Source organism: Leptolyngbya sp. GGD (assembly GCF_026735145.1).
Classification (GTDB): Bacteria; Cyanobacteriota; Cyanobacteriia; order Leptolyngbyales; family Leptolyngbyaceae; genus Leptolyngbya; species Leptolyngbya boryana.
On the sequence record NZ_JAPQKE010000003.1, the window covers coordinates 385,001 to 403,998 of the forward strand.

Below are 18,998 nucleotides of genomic sequence, written 5' to 3' on the forward strand. Positions count from 1 at the left end.
GAGTTCTTGCAAGAGTGCAAGCTGCTCAGCTTATTTCAAATCCAATAATCCTTCTTCTTTCAGCTTCGGATTAAATCGAATCTCAGCTTGAACGTTGCGCGCTTTGAGTTGCGTCATGATCTCCGACTCCACTCGGCGGGCAACGTTTTTTAATGCTTTCATTTGAGAGAGTTCATCGATCGCGCTTTCAAAGGTCGATCGCTCTTGAGCAGTCATGAATTCTTTTACCTGAATCGGCTGTGTCCACTGTGATTCATCGCTGAGTGGTGCACCATTTTCTTCAATCCAAGCGGCGCGAGTCGTTTCTAAAATTGTGCGATTTGGTCGATCGATTAAACTGACTTTCACCCAATAGCACTCCCGTGGACACCTCACCAAATGCTGTCTCAGGCTTAAAAAGACATCTCGCGAGAACCCAACAAATTTCAGGTTTTTCTCTTGATCAAAAATTGCATAGATGCCGATTTTGCCTTGAAACTGTTCTAGCAATTGACCAGCTTGATCAACGTAGGGAAGAAACTCTAACTCTGACAGCGATGGAATTTCGGACATTGGATTCACAGGGCGAAGTTGCTCGATCGTAGTATATTGAGCATTGCCGATCGCCAAATTTAACAATGACTCAATCTTCTCAGATCCCGAATTGCGCTTGGAAGCGTCCGATTGGAAAAGGATGGGAAAAGCCCTACACCGTACGCTATCCGAGCAATTTGGATGATGGGGCTTGGCATGGCGCACCGTTGGGAGGATTCGGAGCGGGATGTATTGGGCGATCGTCGAAAGGAGATTTTAATCTTTGGCATATTGATGGCGGAGAACATGTGTTTGAGTCGATGCCAGCATGTCAATTTAGCGTGTTTGAACAGGTCGGAGAAACCGTTCAGGCTTATCAGTTGACCACGGATCAGAGTGTAGAAAATTCATATCCTGAAAATGGTGGAACTTATTCAGCTTTGTATCCGCGGAGCTGGTTCCAGTACGAGAATGTGTTTCAAGCGCAGCTAACGTGTGAACAGTTCTCACCGATCATTGCTCAGAACTATCAAGAAACGAGCTATCCCGTTGCTGTCTTTCAATGGACAGCACACAATCCAACGGATCAGCCGATCACGCTCAGTATTATGCTGACCTGGCAGAATATGGTCGGTTGGTTTACCAATGCATTGAAGTCTCCGGAAATTCGCCTCAGAGATGATGGTAGCCCTGTGTATGAATACCAGCCTCGAATGCGGGAAAGCGCAGGCAATTTCAATCAGCTAACGGGTAACGAGAATCAATTGGCGATCGTCATGTCTCGCGCTTTTGAACAACCGACTGAAGGCGACGGACAATGGGCGATCGCAACGAATCTCAATCCTTACCTCTGGGAAGTCTTCTACGATACTCGCTGGCTGGAAACTTCAGAACTTTGGCAAAGTTTCTCGCAAGATGGCTCGCTTCGGGATCGAGATGACGAAACCATTTCAAACGGAGAAACGCTCGGCAGTGCGATCTCAGTTCGCTTTACTTTGAAACCTGGTCAAACTCTACAAATTCCCTTTGTTCTCAGTTGGGATTTTCCAGTCACCGAATTTGCTCAAGGAATTGAGTATTTCCGACGCTACACCGATTTCTTCGGTCGCAGTGGACAGAACGCATGGTCGATCGCTCGAACGGCTTTGAAGCATCTAAAATCATGGCAAGAAAAGATCCAAGATTGGCAGCAACCGATTCTCGATCGAGCCGATCTCCCGGATTGGTTCAAAATGGCATTGTTCAATGAACTCTATGACCTGACTCAAGGTGGAACCTTGTGGAGTGCTGCGGACGAGCGCGACCCCGTTGGACAGTTTGCTGTACTAGAGTGCATTGATTATCGCTGGTATGAGAGCTTAGATGTGCGGCTGTATGGCTCGTTTGGACTGCTTATGCTTTGGGAGAAGTTAGAGAAATCCGTCATGCTAGCTTTCGCGAGAGCAATTCCAGCACAAGACGATCGCACCCGCGTGATTGGTTACTATTACACGATCGGCTCTGAGAGTCCGATGGCACTGCGCAAAGTAAAAGGCGCAACTCCACATGATTTGGGCGCACCGAATGAGCATGTATGGGAGAAAACGAACTATACCGCTTATCAAGATTGCAACTTATGGAAGGATTTAGGCTCTGACTTTGTGCTGCAAGTTTATCGAGATTACTTGCTCACAGGCGCAACCGATGTTGAATTTTTAGCAGAATGCTGGGATGCGATCGCTGAAACACTTCTCTATCTCAAACAGTTCGATCTCGATAATGATGGCATTCCTGAAAACTCTGGCGCACCCGATCAAACCTTTGACGATTGGCGATTGCAAGGAGTCAGTGCTTACTGTGGTGGTTTGTGGATTGCGGCACTGGAAAGCGCGATCGCAATTGGCAAAATTCTCGATCGTCCGGTCGAACTCTACCAAGCATGGCTCGCTCAATCTCGTCCAATTTATCAAGAGAAACTTTGGAATGGAACTTACTACCGCTTAGATAGTGAGAGTGGCTCTGATGTTGTCATGGCCGATCAACTCTGTGGACAGTTCTATGCGAAGTTGTTAAATCTGCCGGACGTTGTGCCAACCGAATGCACCGAGTCTGCACTCAAAACGATCTACGATGCTTGCTTCGTGAAATTCAATCAAAAGATGAATGTGGAACGTGCGATCGGCGCAGCCAATGGAGTTCGACCCGATGGCTCTCCTGAAAATCCGAATGCAACCCATCCCCTTGAAGTCTGGACAGGAATTAATTTTGGCTTAGCTGCTTTCTTGATGCGAATGGGCATGAAGTCTGAAGCCTGGGCGATTACAGAATCAGTTGTCCAGCAAGTTTATGATCATGGCTTGCAGTTCAGAACCCCAGAAGCGATTACCGCCGCAGGGACATTCCGAGCGAGTCACTATTTAAGAGCAATGGCGATTTGGGCGGTTTATCTGATGTGCGATCGCAATACTCCAGCCGAATAATTCACCGCATGAGGTTTGCAAGTGGGAGATGGGGAGAATCTAGGCTCAGATTATTCCCTATCTCCTCAATTCCTTGATCTCAAAGAGATCGATGCTTTTATCTCATCTATTCATCCAAATCCAAAACGCCTCGCGTTCTTTCCCGACGATTTTGATCTTTCGCCTCATATTTCGCAATGCAAGAACCTTTCTCAACCATTACGCAACTTAAATAATCTGTTGCTTCGATCAAGGCAGCACGCAGTGCTTTCCCAACCGGCGCACGTTTTGCCTGGGAGCGATCGCCACCCAAACTCACGCCACCAATACTCACACCCAAATCGCCCCCTCCCGCTTCTGAAGTTGCGCGACCTTCAATGGTTCGAGAATGGACAACTTCGCCTGTTGTCGAATCTACAACCCGCAGATCAACTGCAATGTAAGCTTGTTGCTTTTCTTGGCGTGCTCCTCCGCCTAATCGGATGCCACCAATATTAATTCCGCCGACTCTGCCCCCGGTCGATTCTTCAGCAACTCCTTCTTCATAAGAAGTCACTTGACCGACGACAATATACTGCGATCCCGTCAACTGTCCTCTCTTGGCTTCAGTCCCTCGACGGACTAATCCAAGCTCTGCTAATTCCTGCTCTGAAAGAACGGCTCCAAGTTTCTGACGCTCAACAACCGTAAACTTTCCAGTCGAACTTAATTCATTACTGAGTGCGTCAGCTAGCTCACGAGCTGTCGAACCGCGCCACCACCACCAATTTGTCTCATTCTTAAACTCTGGAACAGAGATGGTTAGTTTGGATTGCGCGAATGCTGCGGTTCCAGCGCTGAGACTGAAACCCAAGGCGACGATCGTTGCGGCAGCATTCAGACTGAGTGCTCGAAAGGTAGGTGAAATTTTCATAAGTGTGATTCATCCGAGTGATATGAGAGTTGTAGATGATCACCTTGATGAAATAAAACATAGTGCTCTATGCAACAGCATATCATTACACTCTACCTAGAATTATGTCGATACCGTGTAGATTTTGCTCGTTGACTGATTCTTCGACTAATGGCGTCGATCGTGATTTCCATAAAAAAACCGCCCCTCAACCAAAGAGGAGCGGTTTTAATTGAATCAAATTATCGAGCTAGCGTGCGACGTTTCGTGACCATCTTATAAGCCTCGATGGTATCGCCTTCGACCCAATCCTTGAAGTCATCCAGACCGATACCGCACTCGTAACCCGTATTCACTTCCCGCGCATCTTCTTTCATCCGCTTCAGTGAATCCAAAGTGCCAGAGTAGATGAGCTTACCACCGCGATGAATCCGAATCTTACAGTTCCGAATCAGCTTACCTGACTGAACATAACAGCCCGCAACAGCACCCCGTCCAACCGGGAATACTGCCCGCACTTCTGCTTGTCCAAGTGCCTCTTCCACCAATTCAGGTTCGAGCAGACCTTCCATCGCACCCTGAACATCATCCAACAAGTTGTAAATGATGTTGTAGTCGCGGACATCAACACCTGCTCGATCGGCGGCTTGACGCGCACCGGGAGCTAATGTGGTGTTGAAGCCAATAATGACTGCATCAGAAGCCGCTGCTAAGTCAACGTCTGTCTCTGAGATTTCACCCGGAGCTGAGAACAAGACCCGCACCTGCACTTCGTTCTGAGGCAACTGACTTAACGCACCCAGAATCGCTTCGATCGATCCCTGTACGTCCGCCTTCAAGACGAGATTCAGTTCCTTGAGTTCGCCTTCTTGCGCCTTCGCTGAAAGTGTATTCAAGCTCACCCGACGAGAAGACATCGCTGCCAACAGTCTCGATTGTCGTTGCTCATCGGCACGATCCGAAGCCGTTGCTCGTGCTTCCTTCTCATCTTGGAAGACTTGGAATTCATCCCCTGCGGCTGGAACATCGCTCAAACCGAGGACTTCCACTGCAAATGAGGGCGAAGCTTCTTGAACGCGATGACCGCGATCGTCAACCATTGCCCGCACTTTACCCAAGGCAGATCCAGCAACCAACACGTCACCGACACGCAGCGTACCATTCTGAATCAGCAAGGTCGCGACAGGACCTTTTGCCTTGTCTAAGTGCGCTTCAATCACAGTTCCTCTTGCAGGACGATCTGGGTTTGCCGATAGATCCTCAACTTCAGAGACGAGCAGAATCATATCGAGCAGCGTATCGAGATTGTCCCCGGTTAACGCACTCACCGGAACCATGATCGTATCGCCACCCCATTCTTCCGGCACAAGGTTGTACTCGGTTAATTCTTGCTTAACGCGATCGGGCTGTGCCCCTTCTTTATCTACTTTGTTAATCGCCACGATGATCGGCACTTCTGCTGCCTTCGCGTGACTGATCGCTTCAACCGTCTGAGGCTGTACCCCGTCATCGGCTGCAACAACAAGAATCGCTACGTCAGTGACCCGTGCCCCACGTGCCCGCATTGCAGTGAACGCTTCGTGACCCGGTGTATCCAAGAAGACGACCTGTTGCATCGCGTCGTTGTGCATGACATCGACGTGATATGCCCCAATGTGTTGGGTGATACCGCCTGCTTCTCCGGCTGCAACTTTCGTTTTCCGAATTGAGTCGAGCAGGGTGGTTTTACCGTGGTCTACGTGACCCATGATCGTGACGACCGGTGGACGGCGGTGCAGATAATCTAAATCATCCGCATCGATCATCTCAGTCAGTTTCTTGGCTGCTGCTTCTTTGGTACCGACTTCCACAAGGATGTCGTACTCCTCTGCCACCATCGTGGCAGTTTGAACGTCCAACATCTGAGTGATCGTTGCCGCGATGCCCTTCATAAAGAGCTTGGTAATGATCTCCGTCGGTGAAATTGCCAAGAGATTTGACAATTCTTGAACGGTTAACCCACCCGTTAAGGTAATGATTTCAGGACGCTCTTGTTTTTCGGGTTCGTTGTTCCGATTGCGACGATCGCGGAAATTATTCCGTTTGCGCTGAGTCGGCGCTGCTGTTGCAACCGGGCGAACTTGCTGTTGTCCAGGCAGATTTTTCGGTTTGGCGGGACGAGCAAGCGAGAGGCTAACTTGAGCAGAACTCACTGCTCCCTCATCGTCATTGCCGAACAGATCGAGATCGTCGTCGTCGTCATCCTGAATTCTAGGCTGAGCGCGACGCTTGCCTTTACCCAACTTCGCGGCTTTTTCGACTTCTTGAACGTCTTCCTCTTCTTCCTCCCAGCCTTTCGTGCGTCTACGAGGAGGTGTAGGTTTGTTCAGTGTGAGATCCGGAGCGGGTGCGGTTGGATCTGGAGCAGCAGGCTTCACAGGGCGATTCCGCAGCACTGGAGCAGTCGCTCCTTCTGAGGCAGATGCGTCTTCAGCTTGCGCAGGTTTGGGTCTCCGCAGTTCCACAATTTGCTGCGGTTTTGGAGCAGCTTCTCCCGGCTTCACAGGTCCGCCAGGACGGCGATTGATGCTAGGACGCTGGGGTTTTTCGCCGCTGCCTTCTCTCGTCGGGCGACGATTATCAGAACTTCCTGCCTCACTCGCGGCTGGCTTGTCCCGCTTGAGTACGGGTTTGTTCACGAGCGAAGGACGCGCTGGTGCTGGAGTAGCGGGGCGCGCTGGCGCTGGAGTTTGCAGGGTTGGAGCTGGAGCACTGGGCTGTACAGCACGTTCTTCCACAGGTTCTGCCGGAGCTACAGGAGGAGCCGAAGATACTTCAACTTGAGGTTCAGAAGCGGGCGGCTCAGTTGGGGTCGGTGCTTCGGTCAGGCTCGGCCCTGAAGCAGTCGCAGGGCGGCTCGGACGAGGAGGCTCTGCTGCGCGAGCAGAGGGCGCTTGGGGTGCAGTCGGTGATTGCGGCGGGCGAACCTCTGAGGCTTCCGCTGCGGCGGTCGATCGCGTAATAGGGCGACGGATTTCGAGAATTTGCTGTTTCTTCTGAATATTCAAGGGCGTTTTCTTTCGAGATTCAACAGATTGGGGGGTAGAACGGGGTGCGCTTTTTGCCGGAGATGGGTGGCTGGCAGCGTACTTTTGGGCAGCAGCGCGGATTTGTTCAGTTTCCGCTTCTGTAATCGTGCTGCTATGACTTTTAACCGGAATATTTAGTTGTTCGCAGATGGCGAGTATATCTCGATTGTCGAGATTTAACTCTTTCGATAGGTCGTAAATTCTAATTTTGCCGTTGTTCATCCACTCTTTCCCTCGTTCGATCGTTGGGTGTTACATAGTGACCTTCTGTTTTAACTAAAACGACAGGTTTTTTCGGGTTTTGATAGTATAATTGAACTATCTAAATTAATACTTGATGAAGACGTTACCCTCTTAGCGTTGCATGTTCTTAAAATTTTGTGGTCTTAACTCACAAGTTTTTAATGGTCTTTAAGTAGCATGGTAGCTCAGAACGCAATTTGTCGCTGAGCAGTTTGATAAATGCACAAGACTAGCTGAGCGATCGCAGATGGTGCGATCAATTCTTAGCAGTAATGTTGGTGAGTAGTCACCCTCCCCGCTGTACAGATCTGAGTTGCTCTGGGGCTGAAACTGAAGAGAGGACACAGAAGACTGACTCAGAGCAAGGGGCGGCAAATCTCCTAACGACAGGACAGGGAGACAAAAATAATTTGGACATTATCCCTAGTATATCGCAGGAGAAGAGTTGGAAAAGATGTTCTGCAAGTTTAGATTTTCGTGTTTGGCTGAAGCGAGGGGTGTAAAGTTTGGTAGATCTCAGGCGGGACGGGGGCTTTGAGGACGCGACTGAGGCGATCTTTTTTTTGAACTGCTTTGAGACAGTCTGCGGTCGGGCAGAGATAGGCGGAGCGTCCCATGCCAGTATTGATCGCGATTTCATGCGATGGATGGAGACGAACGATACGCAAAAACTCGGCTTTTGGTGCGACTTTGCGACAACAGATGCAGCGACGGTAATTCGGGAGCATGAAAAACAACACAGGATGAGATCTCAATTTTAGCGATCTCATCCTGCATTTTTTCTAACTCGCTTAAAGTGAGCAGCACTCAATTTCTAGACTTGCTGTTCTTCGAGTTCGGGTTCTTCTTCGAGTTCGGGTTCTTCTTCAGGTTCTGGGACTGGAGGAGCGATCGCGACTTCCTCTTCTTCGTAGTCATCCTCATCGTCATACTCATCCATGGCGGGTTGAGATTGGCGACGTGCTTCGATTAGAGCCGAAATCTTCTCAGTTTCAGCCGCTTCATCATATTTACGGCTGTCTTTGATATCAATTTTCCAGCCCGTTAAACGAGCAGCAAGACGAACGTTTTGACCTTCTTTGCCGATCGCTAAACTCAATTGATCTTCACCGACTAATACATGCGCTTGCCGACCTTCGGGATCAACTAAGCGCACTTCATCCACTCGCGCTGGACTTAGTGCATTGGCAATATAAGTGGACGGATCGGGCGACCATCGAATGACATCGATCTTTTCACCGCGCAATTCATTGACCACCGCTTGAATGCGAGAGCCGCGCGCCCCGATGCAGGCTCCAACTGGATCAACATCTCGTTCTAAAGTATCAACAGCGATTTTAGTCCGAGGTCCAACATGGCGGGAAGGAGGGTTCGCTTCGCGCGCCACTGCAACAATCCGCACCACATCATCTTGAATCTCAGGCACTTCGTTTTCAAACAAGTAAACGACCAGACCTGCATCCGCTCTGGAAACGAGCAACTGTGGGCCTCGGTGCGATCCTTCACTGACTTTTTTCAGATAAACGCGGAACGTTGCATTGGCGCGGTAATTATCGTTTGGCAGTTGATCGCGTTTGAGCAATTCCGCTTCGACTTCTGGCTGCCCAAACCCGCTCACGACTGCCATAATCACTGACTGCCGCTCGAATCGTAGAACTCGCGCTTGCAAAATTGTGCCTTCGAGGTCTTGGAATTCTTCTTGAACGAGTTTTCGCTGTTGATCGCGCAGCTTTTGCGCCAAAACTTGCTTGGTTTGGATCGCTGCCATGCGTCCAAAATCACCTTGATCGGGGGTGACATCCAGCACGACTGTATCGCCTGTTTGAGCTTCAGGTGCAACTTCTTGTACTTCGGTCAAAGAAATTTGGTGATCTGAATTATCGACTTCATCTACGATCGTTTTCGTAGCTAATACGCGGAAGCCTTCTTCTTCGACATCAAGTTCGACCTCGAAGTTATTGAAATATTCTTCGTCAAACCCATCGCCATCGATTCTCTGAGTGCGGCGAAACCGCTCGTATCCCTTCATTAGGGCTTCTTTGAGCGCGGCTTGGACTGAGTGCTTGGGTAAATTACGTTCACGGCTAATGCCGTCAATCATGTCTTTGAGTCCGGGCAAGGCGACCATTGACATAGGGAAAATCTCCGTAGGTACTAAATATTGAATTGTCAGGAAATTAGTCTTCTTCGCTTTCGGTCAGTTGAACGCTCGTGATCAGGGTTCGAGGAATCGAAATTGTACGTCCTTTTTTGCTGATGTAGACGTTGGTTTCGTCGCGTCGAATCAGATTGCCTTCCCAGTAGATATGACCTTGATAAGGTTCTGATGTCGTGACCATGGCGGGAAAGCCGCGGAAAGAAATGAATTCTCGATCGCTCGTCAGCAATTTAGAAATTCCGGGGCTAGAAACTTCCAGCACATACTGATCCGGAATCAATTCATCCAAAATCGGTTCCAATGCCCGACTCATCCGTTCACAATCCACAAGTCCCGTATCGGCTTGTTGATTACGCACATCAATTCTGAGGACAGGAGGATTCTGATTCGTGTGAAACACCGCATGAACCACTTCTAGACCGAGCGTCTCCGCGACTGGAGCCGCAACTTCTAAAACTTGAGGAATCAAAGGATGTGCCATCGAACAACTTCTCCAAATAAAAAAGTGGGACAATGCCCACTTCTCATGAAACGACTGATTTCATGGAGTTCGGTCAAACAGAGTTACTGTTCTTCCAACCCAAGTTTAGCGAAAAATTTCAGAGTCGCCCGTTTTTTATGTGGGGAGTGGGGAGTGGAGAGTAACCCAACGTTCCCCTATTCCCCACTCCCTACCCCCTACTAGAACGTAAAGGTCGTCCGAATTACCGGCACGATCGCTGTTCCATTCGTGCTCTGTCCTTCTGGATTGAAAATAGCAAACACTCCGGGTGTAATGCTCAGATTGTCGTTGACTCGGAAGTTGAAAAAGCCTTCAACCTGATAAGGGGTGCGATTTTCAGGATTGCTTGCAATGCCATCTGTGCTGACTCGCTTCAACGGTTGACCAAAAATCAGACCCGCTGAATTGCCCTTTTTGAGAATATCGGTCACATAAAGTCCGACCAACCAGGAGTTAAAGTTTGTTCCTGCATCGACATCGACGAGATCTGCAAAGATATGGCTGTAAGAGCCTGCTAAGGTGATGTTTTGCGAGAGGCGGAATGCGGCAGTTGCGCCCAAGGTGTTCATTTTGATCCCTTGGTTCAGATTTCCTAAGGTCAAACCGCCTGGTAGATTGACTGCGCCAATATCAGAACTGCTCAGACCCGTACCCAAAATATTGATTTGGTGATAACTATGAGCGTAGTTCAGTGCTACGGTGAACGCCTGACTGGGTTTTACCGTCAGTTGAGCCGCTGCAACGTAGCTTCCGCCGCCAACGCCTGCGCCCAGTGGAGTCCCACCGCCTAAGCCACGGTTGCCAGGAATGTTCGCGTTGACACTTCCATACAAAGCCCGGAAGTCGATCGCGTCGGAGATATTAAAGATCACCCCTGCTGCCGCTGCTAAACCTGTTTGAGAGGTTCCACCGGAAACTCGCTGAGCGGCTGGAAGCGACGCAAAGCGAGAGAGTGCGCCCTGTCCTTCACTTGCCCAGGGCAAGACGGATGGGAACGCGTCCGAAACTTCTGCACTCGTTCCAGCAAATGCGGTGACTTTGTCTGCAACGGGGAAGATGTAAAGCAGTTTGTAGAGAGACAGGCTATTGTTTGCGCCTTTTCCAGTCAGCGTTGAAGGATCAACTGTGGGAAACTGAGGCTCATAAGAAAGTCTGACATTGCTGTTAGAGCCAAAGACGGGATCAGCATAGCCCAAGGTTTGAGCAATACTAGAGCCGCTACCCCCTGCAATTCCACTTGCACCGAAGTTTTGAGCCTGCAATCCAGTGATTAACAGGTCTTTTCCAGTGAAACTCGTGTTGAGATTGAGGCGGACGCGGTTGTTGAAGACGGTATTGGCATCATTTCCGGCATCGCCTGACTCATAGCCATTTGCCACACTGAAAATTGCTTCTCCAGAGAGCTTAGTCGTTGTGGAGAATTGCTGTTTTTCCAGCGTTGAGGTTCTCGCTTCGAGAGAGTCCACGCGTCCGCGCAGGGTTGCCAGTTCTGCGGCAAATTGTTCTTGCAGTTTTTGTAGGGTTGCTAAATCTTCTTTCTTGACTAGATCAGCAGTGGCAGCCGCGATTAATTCGTTGACGCGATCGAGACAGGCATTCAATCCTGCTGCAAATTCGTATCGGGTCAAGGCACGATTGCCGCGATAGGTGCGATCGGGATAGCCTGCAATACAGCCATACCGCTCTACCAAGGATTGCAATGCCTGAAACGCCCAATCGGTCGGTCTGACATCTGAAAGCTGTGATACAGAGGTCACTTGTGACATTGTTGGAGCTGTTGGACGGCTCAACTCAGAGACGGAAGGGATTTGATTTAACTCGGAGGTGGGTTCAGCCGCGATCGCATTTCCGGCAGCTAAACTGATCGATCCCGCAACCAGGCTCGCTAGGCTCACCTGCATCTCAAATTTTAATTTTTTCACCTTCATCATCTCACCACGAATAAAAACGACGAATAAATCCTGCTGCCGCGTATTTCTTTTAGCGCAGTCTATTCTTAAAGCTATACGGTTAAGGGATCTCAGCGGGTAAAAGTGCCTTCGGGATTTGCCGGACATTATTATCGATTAAAGTCTATGCCCAACACATTTTCTGGTTTTCTGAACAATGTTAGAAAACTGAAATGGATCGAATTTGCCTAAATCTTTAAATTTGTAGTACGATTGACAACTGTGTCGAATTAGAGCAAACCCATGCCGAAGCTGAAAACCCGCAAATCTGCACAAAAGCGTTTCAAAGCAACTGGTGGCGGCAAGATCCAACGCCGTCGCACTCACGGAAACCACCTTTTATTCCATAAGAGTATGAGCCGCCGTCGTCGGATCGCAGGAGGCGATTTGGTGAACGAGCGCGATGCAGACAACGTTCGGTTGATGATGCCTTATCTCTAAGGGTTGGCTGAGACACGATCGCAATATTAAAAATTAGTCAAGGATAGTGAAACATGGCACGGGTTAAGCGCGGCAATGTTGCTCGGAAACGCCGCAAGAAAATTTTGAAGTTAGCGAAGGGCTTCCGTGGCTCTCACTCTAAGCTGTTCCGCACCGCGAATCAGCAAGTTATGAAGGCATTGCGGAATGCATACCGCGATCGCCGCAAGAAGAAACGTGATTTCCGCCGGTTGTGGATCACTCGGATCAATGCTGCTGCGCGCATTCATGGCGTGAGCTACAGCCAGTTGATCGGCAAGCTGAAAAAGGCTGATATTTTGATTAACCGCAAGATGTTGGCACAACTCGCAGTTCTCGATCCCGATGGATTTGCGAAAGTTGTTGAAAAGGCTGTTAAAGCCTAGATGCTGAAGCGATTCGTCGCAATCTGTAGTTTGTACGTTATGGGGGCGCAGTTGTTTGTGTCCCCATCTTTGTGTGCAGCCGAGATCGCCCAAAACCGTAAGCTGGTTGTTGCGGTGAAAGACAATGTTCGCCCGCTTGGATTTCGGGACGCTCAAGGCAGATTGCAAGGCTTTGAGATTGATATTGCGAAGCGATTAGCCGAGGAATTATTGGGAAGTTCAGCGGCGATCGAATTTCAACCCGTCTCGAATCGCGATCGACTGCAAGTGGTCATTGATGGAAAAGTCGATTTTGCGATCGCGCGGGTCACAGTAAACTCTTCTCGCGCTCGAATTGTTGCGTTTAGCGAACCTTACTACTTGGATGGAACAGGATTTGTGACTAAAAATTCTGCGATTCGGAGTGAGCAGGAGTTAACAAATCAGACGGTCGCTGTTTTGAATCATGCCAGCACTATTGCAACTCTGAAGTATCGATTCCCACAGCTTCAACTGGTTGGAGTGGATTCTTATGCAGCGGGAAAGCAGTTGCTTGAATCGGGAACAGCGATCGCATTTGCGGCAGACGCTAGCATTCTCACAGGGTGGGTGCAGGAGTTTCCAGAATATCGAGTTTTGCCATTTCGAGTTTCAACTGAATCCCTAGCGATCGTTTTCCCGAAAGGGCTTGAGGCTGATCAACTTCGCCGCAGTGTAGATCAAGTGATTCGACGCTGGAAAGCTGAAGGATGGTTACAGCAACGAGCTAACTATTGGGGACTTCCTTGAGATACGCTGAAAAGATGCCTTTTAATTTGCGAACGATAGTCTTATGGATAGTGTAGCCTCTCCAATCCTTTACATCTCGCTTTTGCTCGTTTTACTGGGCAGTGTTGCGTTCTTTGTGGTTCGGCAAGTTCTGAAAACTCGTCGGATCGAGAGCGCTCTTTCTCGACTTCAAAGCAAACTGAACAAAGAAAAAGGCACTGCTGAAGAATATTACGAACTTGGGAGCATTTTGCTCGATAAGCGGTTATTTACTCAAGCGATCGCTCAATTCCAAAAAGCGATCAAGCTTGAAACGCTCGAAGGTCAAGATCTTGCAGCGGTCTACAATGCTTTGGGATTTGCCTACTTTGCTCAAGAACAGTACGATCTTGCGATTAAACAGTACAAAGAAGCACTTAAGCTTCTGCCTGAGTATGTGACAGCGTTAAATAATCTTGGGCATTCCTATGAGCGCAAGCAACTCGCGTCGCCAGCATTGGAATGTTATGAGCAGGCTTTAGCGATCGAACCGAGTAATCAGACAGCAAAGCGGCGGGCTGAGTCATTGCGGAAACGATTGGTCACTTCAGCATAAGTTTGATTGAGTTGAAAAAAGGAGGACGATTCAGCGATCGTCCTCCTTTTTTATTTGTGCCGCTCCTAGTTTGGGGCAGAGTTTTGAGTGGGAGTTGAATTCTGCGGGGGCGTAGAATTCTGGGGTTGAGGAGTTTCGACTGGAGTTGGAGTTGGGGCTTGAACTGGAGCAGTTGGAGCCGGAGTTTCAACTGGAGTTGAAGGAGTTTCGACTGGAGTTGAAGGAGTTTCGACTGGAGTTGAAGGAGTTTCGACTGGAGTTGAAGGAGTTTCGACTGGAGCAGTTGGACCTGGAGTCTCAACTGGAGTTGGGGCTTGAACTGGAGCAGTTGGACCTGGAGTCTCAACTGGAGTTGAGGGAGTTTCGACTGGAGTTGGGGCTTGAACTGGAGCAGTTGGACCTGGAGTTTCGACTGGAGTTGAAGGAGTTTCGACTGGAGTTGGGGTTGGGGCTTGGACTGGAGCAGTTGGAGCTGCTTGCTCTACAGGAGGGTTAGTAGGAGATTGGGTTGGCTCGACTACTGGTTGAGTAGGTGGAGTATTGATTGGATTTGAAACTTGATTGGTAGCTGGTGTAGTAGGTGAAAGGGGAGGAGTTTGGTTTTCAGGCGAAGCTTGAATAGCTCTTCCAGGGGGTGTTGTTTCTAGAATCTGGCGGGGCTGTTCAGGTTGGGAAGATTGCCCAGGATTCGAGTTTGCTGGGGGATTTGAGTTTGCTGGAGGATTCGAGTTTGCTGGAGGATTCGAGTTTGCTGGAGGATTCGAGTTTGCTGGAGGATTCGAGTTTGCTGGAGGATTCGAGTTTGCTGGAGGATTCGAGTTTGCTGGAGGATTTGGTGCAGGATTGTTTGAAGGCTTAGTCGATTCTCCTGAAGTTGGTGCAGGGTCTGCTGATCTGGGAGTCGCTGGTGCTGAATTTGCCGGATTTGGGTTACTGGGAGTGGAGCCAGATGGATTTGGAGTGGTGGACGTTGGATTTGAGTTTGAATTAGGTTGATTTGAATTGGGGTTTGGTTGATTTGAATTGGAGTTTGGTTGATTTGAATTGGAGTTTGGTTGATTTGAATTGGAGTTTGGTTGATTTGAATTGGAGTTTGGTTGATTTGAATTGGAGTTTGGTTGATTTGAATTGGAGTTTGGTTGATTTGAATTGGGATTTGGCTGATTTGAGTTTGAATTGGGGCGATTTGAATTAGAGTTCGGTTGATTTGAATTAGAGTTTGGTTGATTTGAATTGGAGTTTGGTTGATTTGAATTGGAGTTTGGTTGATTTGAGTTTGAATTGGGTTGATTTGAATTGGAGTTCGGTTGACTCGAGTTTGTAGCGTTTCCAGCACTACCGCCCGTTGTACTCTCGGGAGCTTTTTGTGCGCCTCTGGTAGCATCAACTTCTACAGGTTCTCTACCGTTGTTCTGTTGGGAACCAGTTGAATTTTGATTGGTTGGAGTCGTGTTTCCTGAAGTTTGTCCACTGCTAGGTGTCCCTCCAGTTCCCGTGCTCGAATTTTGGGAAGGTGGGTTTCCGGTACTTGGTTGACTTGTGGCAGTATTGGTCGGGGAGGTTTGGGCTGACTGCTGACCCGTGCCAGTAGAATTTTGTGCAGGGGGATTTGGCGCAGGATCCGGAACTGGAGTTAGCTGCACCATTCGGGGATTTTCGATCACCGGTCCCGTTAAAGGTTTTTGCTCTTGTAAAGCTTGTGCTGTTTCTGCTTGTACAGCGGCAATTCCTGGTTCTGGATGAGGCTGTGTTTCTCGTCGCTGCAAATCAAGACCGCGCACCATATCGCTCGTTTCATAGAAGCGGTGCATGTCAAAATTGAAAAGCCGAACTCCTAAGGGATCAACGATCGCCATTTGTCCTGCTTCTAATGGCACCTTGCGCCCAGTTGTGTTGTCCACAATTTCCATTGGACCTGCTGGATTATTCGTCAAAGCGCCAACTACGGTCGTTTCAGTTTGCTCGTCATACCGAACAAATAACGCTGATCCGCGCACTCCAGTTGAAGCATTGGGAGTATCGATCGTCGTTCTTCCCTGCCCTGGCTTAATCAATAAGAGAACCGTTCCATTTGTGAGACGAAAATTTCGTGTTCCAGGCACAAATCGGAACACTGCCATCTCACCAACCCGTGCCCAAGAGCCATCGTTAAATCGTAAACCCACCCGTGACGCTCTCATCGTATGCAGCGCATCATCAGGGCGCAGAATTTCTGATAGGACGGCATCTCGCGGGCTTTGTCCCTTCGGCACAAACTGAACTCGCCTTACAATTTCCCGGATCTCGGCTGAAGTGAGTGGAGTTAAGGCATAGGCTGCCTTTGTGGAAACCACAGTACCAACTCCTAGGATCAGAGAGGCGATCGTGAGGAACAATTTACGGGACATAGACGCTCCAAGAACAAAAGGACGGAATGCGATGGCACGCATCCAGAGGCGGGTTAGCCTAAGCAGATTCAACCCAGTTCTACTCGTGTGAGATGATTAAGTGAAATTACACAATGTAGTCTTCATAAATACTTTACATGTCAAGCGAAAAATCTGGATTGTTTCTGCTCAAGCTTTAACTAGACTTTATACAAGATTAAGTGAAGATACGAGGCTACTTTTGTATATGCAACAAGAATTGAAGTTCTCCGGATTACTTGATCTAGAAGTCACAAAATTATTCTTTAGGACAAGCTGTCTCTACCGAATAGAGGGCGCGTGAACAATTGGTGAACGATTGGTGAACGATTGGTGAACGACTGTGAGATGCTCGATTCTACGATTACCTAATGCTGTGAAATCTCTGCTTAAGGCTCGAAAACAAATTTGCAACAAGAAGCAATTATGTAAATTACGCTACCACTTATTGGGTCAAATTAGCGCCTCGCTTATCCTGGCTTTTACGGATAAAGCTCAGTGTAGTTTTATACCTAAAGAGGAGCTACCGCTAAAAGATCAAACTCCAGAACTTCAGACAGATGCATCGGAACTCCAGACTTCTGAAGCTGCCCTAAAGTTTCCTAGGACGCGATCGAATCTCAATTCTGTGTCGTATCAAGCGAAAGATCTTGCGCCGCTCCCGTCATTGACAGCACCCGCTGCCTCAGGGTTAGACCCAACCCAGGCGATCGCAGTGCTGCCTGCCCCCGCTGAAAAAGCGAGTATGACTCGTACCTTTTCAGATCAATCTTTTCCTTCTCCTCCTTTACCCTCTAGCCGTTGTTGGCGATCGACTGCGCAATGTTCTTATACGTCTAGTAAAGCTCCACTCCTGCCGATTCCTCCTACTGAAGGACAAGTCGATCCGGAGATTGGCGATTTGCGCCTCAGTCCGATTCCGAAGTCTGAGTTAGGAGAATTGAATATTCAGCCGATCGCGGTTGATCCCCCAGCGGGGACAAGTGATCCCGAACTAGGCACATTGCGATTGCAAGAGCGCACCGCCCCACAACCGTCGATCGCGATACCCAGTCGTCCGCGCCAAACTTCTGCTTTTCTCTTAGCAAGAGCGGACTACTTCAAAACCTCGAATGTCTTTTCAGAGCGTGATCCCGTCGATGATGGGCTACTTCGGACAGGGTTAACCTTCTTTTATGCGCCTCCGATCGGGCGGAAAACGTTTTTGATTACCTCGATCGATGCCAATCTCGTCCGCTATGCCCGACTTGGGCGATATGAGGGACGATCGTTGAATTATGACGAATTGCGGTTTCGTGTGGGCGTTTTTCATCGAATTACGCCTCGCGTGTCCGGGGAGATTGGGTGGAGTCATCAGAAATTAGTTGAATCTAGCCGAGGGTTACAGCAGATCTTTAGTGGGAAAGAGTTTTTTAACGATCATTCACTTCGCTTAGAATTAAGCCGTCAAGATCAACTGTCTCCGCGATTGTCGCTGAATACGTTTTATCAATTTCGCTGGAGCATTGCAGACCCGGATCAGCGCAGTCGGATCCTTAATTCATTCATTACCACTTTGGGATATCGCCTCAACCCTCGGCTGCAAACGGCAATTGATTACCAATTTACTTGGTCGCATTTTACCCAGATAGATCGCGATGATTTGTATCATCAACTCGTCGCGCGAGTGACCTACAATGCTACGCCTCGAACTCAAGTGAATCTATTTAGTGGCTTTAGTTTTGGGAATTCCACAGAGCGAGGCATCAATTTCAACGGCTTTATTTTTGGGGCTGGCTTGGTGTTCAACTTACCCCTGTTCTAAATATGAGCACCAATCGCTCCAACTGCCGGGGTAGAGTTTTGCGCGATCGATGCCGCTTGCTGCTAATGCCAACAAATTCACACAAGCGGTGACACCAGAACCGCAATATACGATCGGGTCATCTTTGATGCCTGACCAATGTTTTTTCAGGGCTTCAGGCGTTTTGAGAAATCCACGATCGTCGGTGACCAATTGCCAGGGATAATTCACGGCACCGGGAATATGACCTGCGATCGGATCGATTGGCTCACGTTCTCCCCGATATCGTTCTGCCTCTCTCGAATCGATTAAAGTTGACGTTCCGGCTTTGACGGCTGCAATATCGGCAATCCAATCGGACTGAATCTCAGGTGTAAAATTTCCGGCTCGCTCAGTCGGCACGATCGAGGTCACGGGATAGCCCAAATTTTGCCAATTCGCAAAGCCACCGTCGAGCACTCTGACATTTTCGTGTCCGAAGTAGCGCAGGAGCCACCAAAACCGCGCCGCAAATCCAAATCGCGAGTCATCGTAAGCAACCACTAAGGTTGAAGGCGTGATCCCCAGTTGCGAGAGCTTGTGGGCAAACTGTTCGGGATCAGGTAGAGGATGCCGTCCACCGTGTTTTTGTACGGGGCTAGAGAGATCTTGATTGAGGTCGAAATAATATGCGCCAGGGATATGTCCCTCTCTGTATTGCTGCCGTCCGAGTTCGGGTTGCATCAGCGCAAATCGACAATCTGCGATCGCCACATTGGGATCGTTGAGATGATCCGCTAACCATGCCGCTGTGATTGCAACTTCTACCATGACATTCTCCTGATCGGTCTTTTCAAATCCTACCTTCAGGAAGACGGCGA

The 18,998-nt window shown here is 49.0% G+C and carries 15 protein-coding genes; 6 read left to right on the plus strand and 9 right to left on the minus strand.

The window, feature by feature from the left end; translation table 11 throughout:
- Window positions 1–30 precede the first annotated feature (30 nt).
- Window positions 31–618 carry a GIY-YIG nuclease family protein gene (locus OU814_RS16765; RefSeq protein WP_268184445.1) on the minus strand — a complete coding sequence of 196 codons (588 nt, stop codon included), beginning with the start codon at window positions 616–618 and terminating at the stop codon, window positions 31–33.
- On the opposite strand from OU814_RS16765, the gene OU814_RS16770 reads away from it, so the two are divergent.
- Window positions 618–2,972 carry a GH116 family glycosyl hydrolase gene (locus OU814_RS16770; protein ID WP_268184447.1) on the plus strand — a complete coding sequence of 785 codons (2,355 nt, stop codon included), beginning with the start codon at window positions 618–620 and terminating at the stop codon, window positions 2,970–2,972. The genes OU814_RS16765 and OU814_RS16770 overlap by 1 nt on opposite strands.
- Window positions 2,973–3,078: 106 nt before the next feature.
- Here the strand turns inward: OU814_RS16770 and OU814_RS16775 are convergent, their stop codons facing one another.
- The 6 genes from OU814_RS16775 to OU814_RS16800 form a co-directional block, all read right to left on the minus strand.
- Window positions 3,079–3,864 (minus strand): CsgG/HfaB family protein, encoded by a 786-nt coding sequence (locus tag OU814_RS16775; RefSeq protein WP_268184449.1) that lies wholly within the window; start codon window positions 3,862–3,864, stop codon window positions 3,079–3,081.
- A gap of 221 nt (window positions 3,865–4,085) precedes the next feature.
- Window positions 4,086–7,133, minus strand: a complete 3,048-nt coding sequence (gene infB, locus OU814_RS16780; protein WP_268184451.1) for a translation initiation factor IF-2 — start codon at window positions 7,131–7,133, stop codon at window positions 4,086–4,088.
- A 488-nt stretch (window positions 7,134–7,621) separates the two neighbouring features.
- On the minus strand, window positions 7,622–7,924 hold the full coding sequence (locus OU814_RS16785) for a YlxR family protein (RefSeq protein WP_326498313.1): 303 nt from the start codon (window positions 7,922–7,924) through the stop codon (window positions 7,622–7,624).
- A 44-nt stretch (window positions 7,925–7,968) separates the two neighbouring features.
- Window positions 7,969–9,288: a transcription termination factor NusA gene (gene nusA, locus OU814_RS16790; protein WP_268184455.1), complete on the minus strand. Its 1,320-nt coding sequence runs from the start codon at window positions 9,286–9,288 to the stop codon at window positions 7,969–7,971.
- A 43-nt stretch (window positions 9,289–9,331) separates the two neighbouring features.
- The gene (gene rimP / locus OU814_RS16795; RefSeq protein ID WP_017287874.1) at window positions 9,332–9,793 is read right to left on the minus strand and encodes a ribosome maturation factor RimP; all 462 of its coding nucleotides are present in this window, start codon (window positions 9,791–9,793) and stop codon (window positions 9,332–9,334) included.
- Between the two features lie 200 nt (window positions 9,794–9,993).
- Window positions 9,994–11,745 carry an iron uptake porin gene (locus OU814_RS16800; protein ID WP_017287876.1) on the minus strand — a complete coding sequence of 584 codons (1,752 nt, stop codon included), beginning with the start codon at window positions 11,743–11,745 and terminating at the stop codon, window positions 9,994–9,996.
- Window positions 11,746–12,006: 261 nt separating this feature from the next.
- On the opposite strand from OU814_RS16800, the gene rpmI reads away from it, so the two are divergent.
- Genes rpmI through OU814_RS16820 form a run of 4 tightly spaced genes read left to right on the plus strand, consistent with a single transcriptional unit; the run spans window position 12,007 to window position 13,950 of the window.
- On the plus strand, window positions 12,007–12,204 hold the full coding sequence (gene rpmI, locus OU814_RS16805; protein WP_017287877.1) for a 50S ribosomal protein L35: 198 nt from the start codon (window positions 12,007–12,009) through the stop codon (window positions 12,202–12,204).
- Between the two features lie 53 nt (window positions 12,205–12,257).
- Window positions 12,258–12,608: a 50S ribosomal protein L20 gene (gene rplT, locus OU814_RS16810; protein ID WP_268184459.1), complete on the plus strand. Its 351-nt coding sequence runs from the start codon at window positions 12,258–12,260 to the stop codon at window positions 12,606–12,608.
- A gap of 57 nt (window positions 12,609–12,665) precedes the next feature.
- Window positions 12,666–13,376, plus strand: coding sequence for a transporter substrate-binding domain-containing protein (locus OU814_RS16815; protein WP_268184460.1), 711 nt, complete (start codon window positions 12,666–12,668; stop codon window positions 13,374–13,376).
- Between the two features lie 43 nt (window positions 13,377–13,419).
- Window positions 13,420–13,950, plus strand: coding sequence for a tetratricopeptide repeat protein (locus OU814_RS16820; protein WP_190649786.1), 531 nt, complete (start codon window positions 13,420–13,422; stop codon window positions 13,948–13,950).
- Between the two features lie 65 nt (window positions 13,951–14,015).
- Here the strand turns inward: OU814_RS16820 and OU814_RS16825 are convergent, their stop codons facing one another.
- A complete protein-coding gene (locus OU814_RS16825) occupies window positions 14,016–16,337 on the minus strand; it encodes a FecR domain-containing protein (RefSeq protein WP_268184461.1) in 2,322 nt (773 codons plus the stop codon).
- A gap of 394 nt (window positions 16,338–16,731) precedes the next feature.
- On the opposite strand from OU814_RS16825, the gene OU814_RS16830 reads away from it, so the two are divergent.
- Entirely contained in the window at window positions 16,732–18,159 is a 1,428-nt protein-coding gene (locus tag OU814_RS16830; RefSeq protein ID WP_268184462.1) for a hypothetical protein, read from the plus strand.
- On the opposite strand, the gene OU814_RS16835 is transcribed toward OU814_RS16830, so the two are convergent.
- A complete protein-coding gene (locus OU814_RS16835; RefSeq protein ID WP_268184463.1) occupies window positions 18,145–18,948 on the minus strand; it encodes a sulfurtransferase in 804 nt (267 codons plus the stop codon). The genes OU814_RS16830 and OU814_RS16835 overlap by 15 nt on opposite strands.
- Window positions 18,949–18,998: the final 50 nt, after the last annotated feature.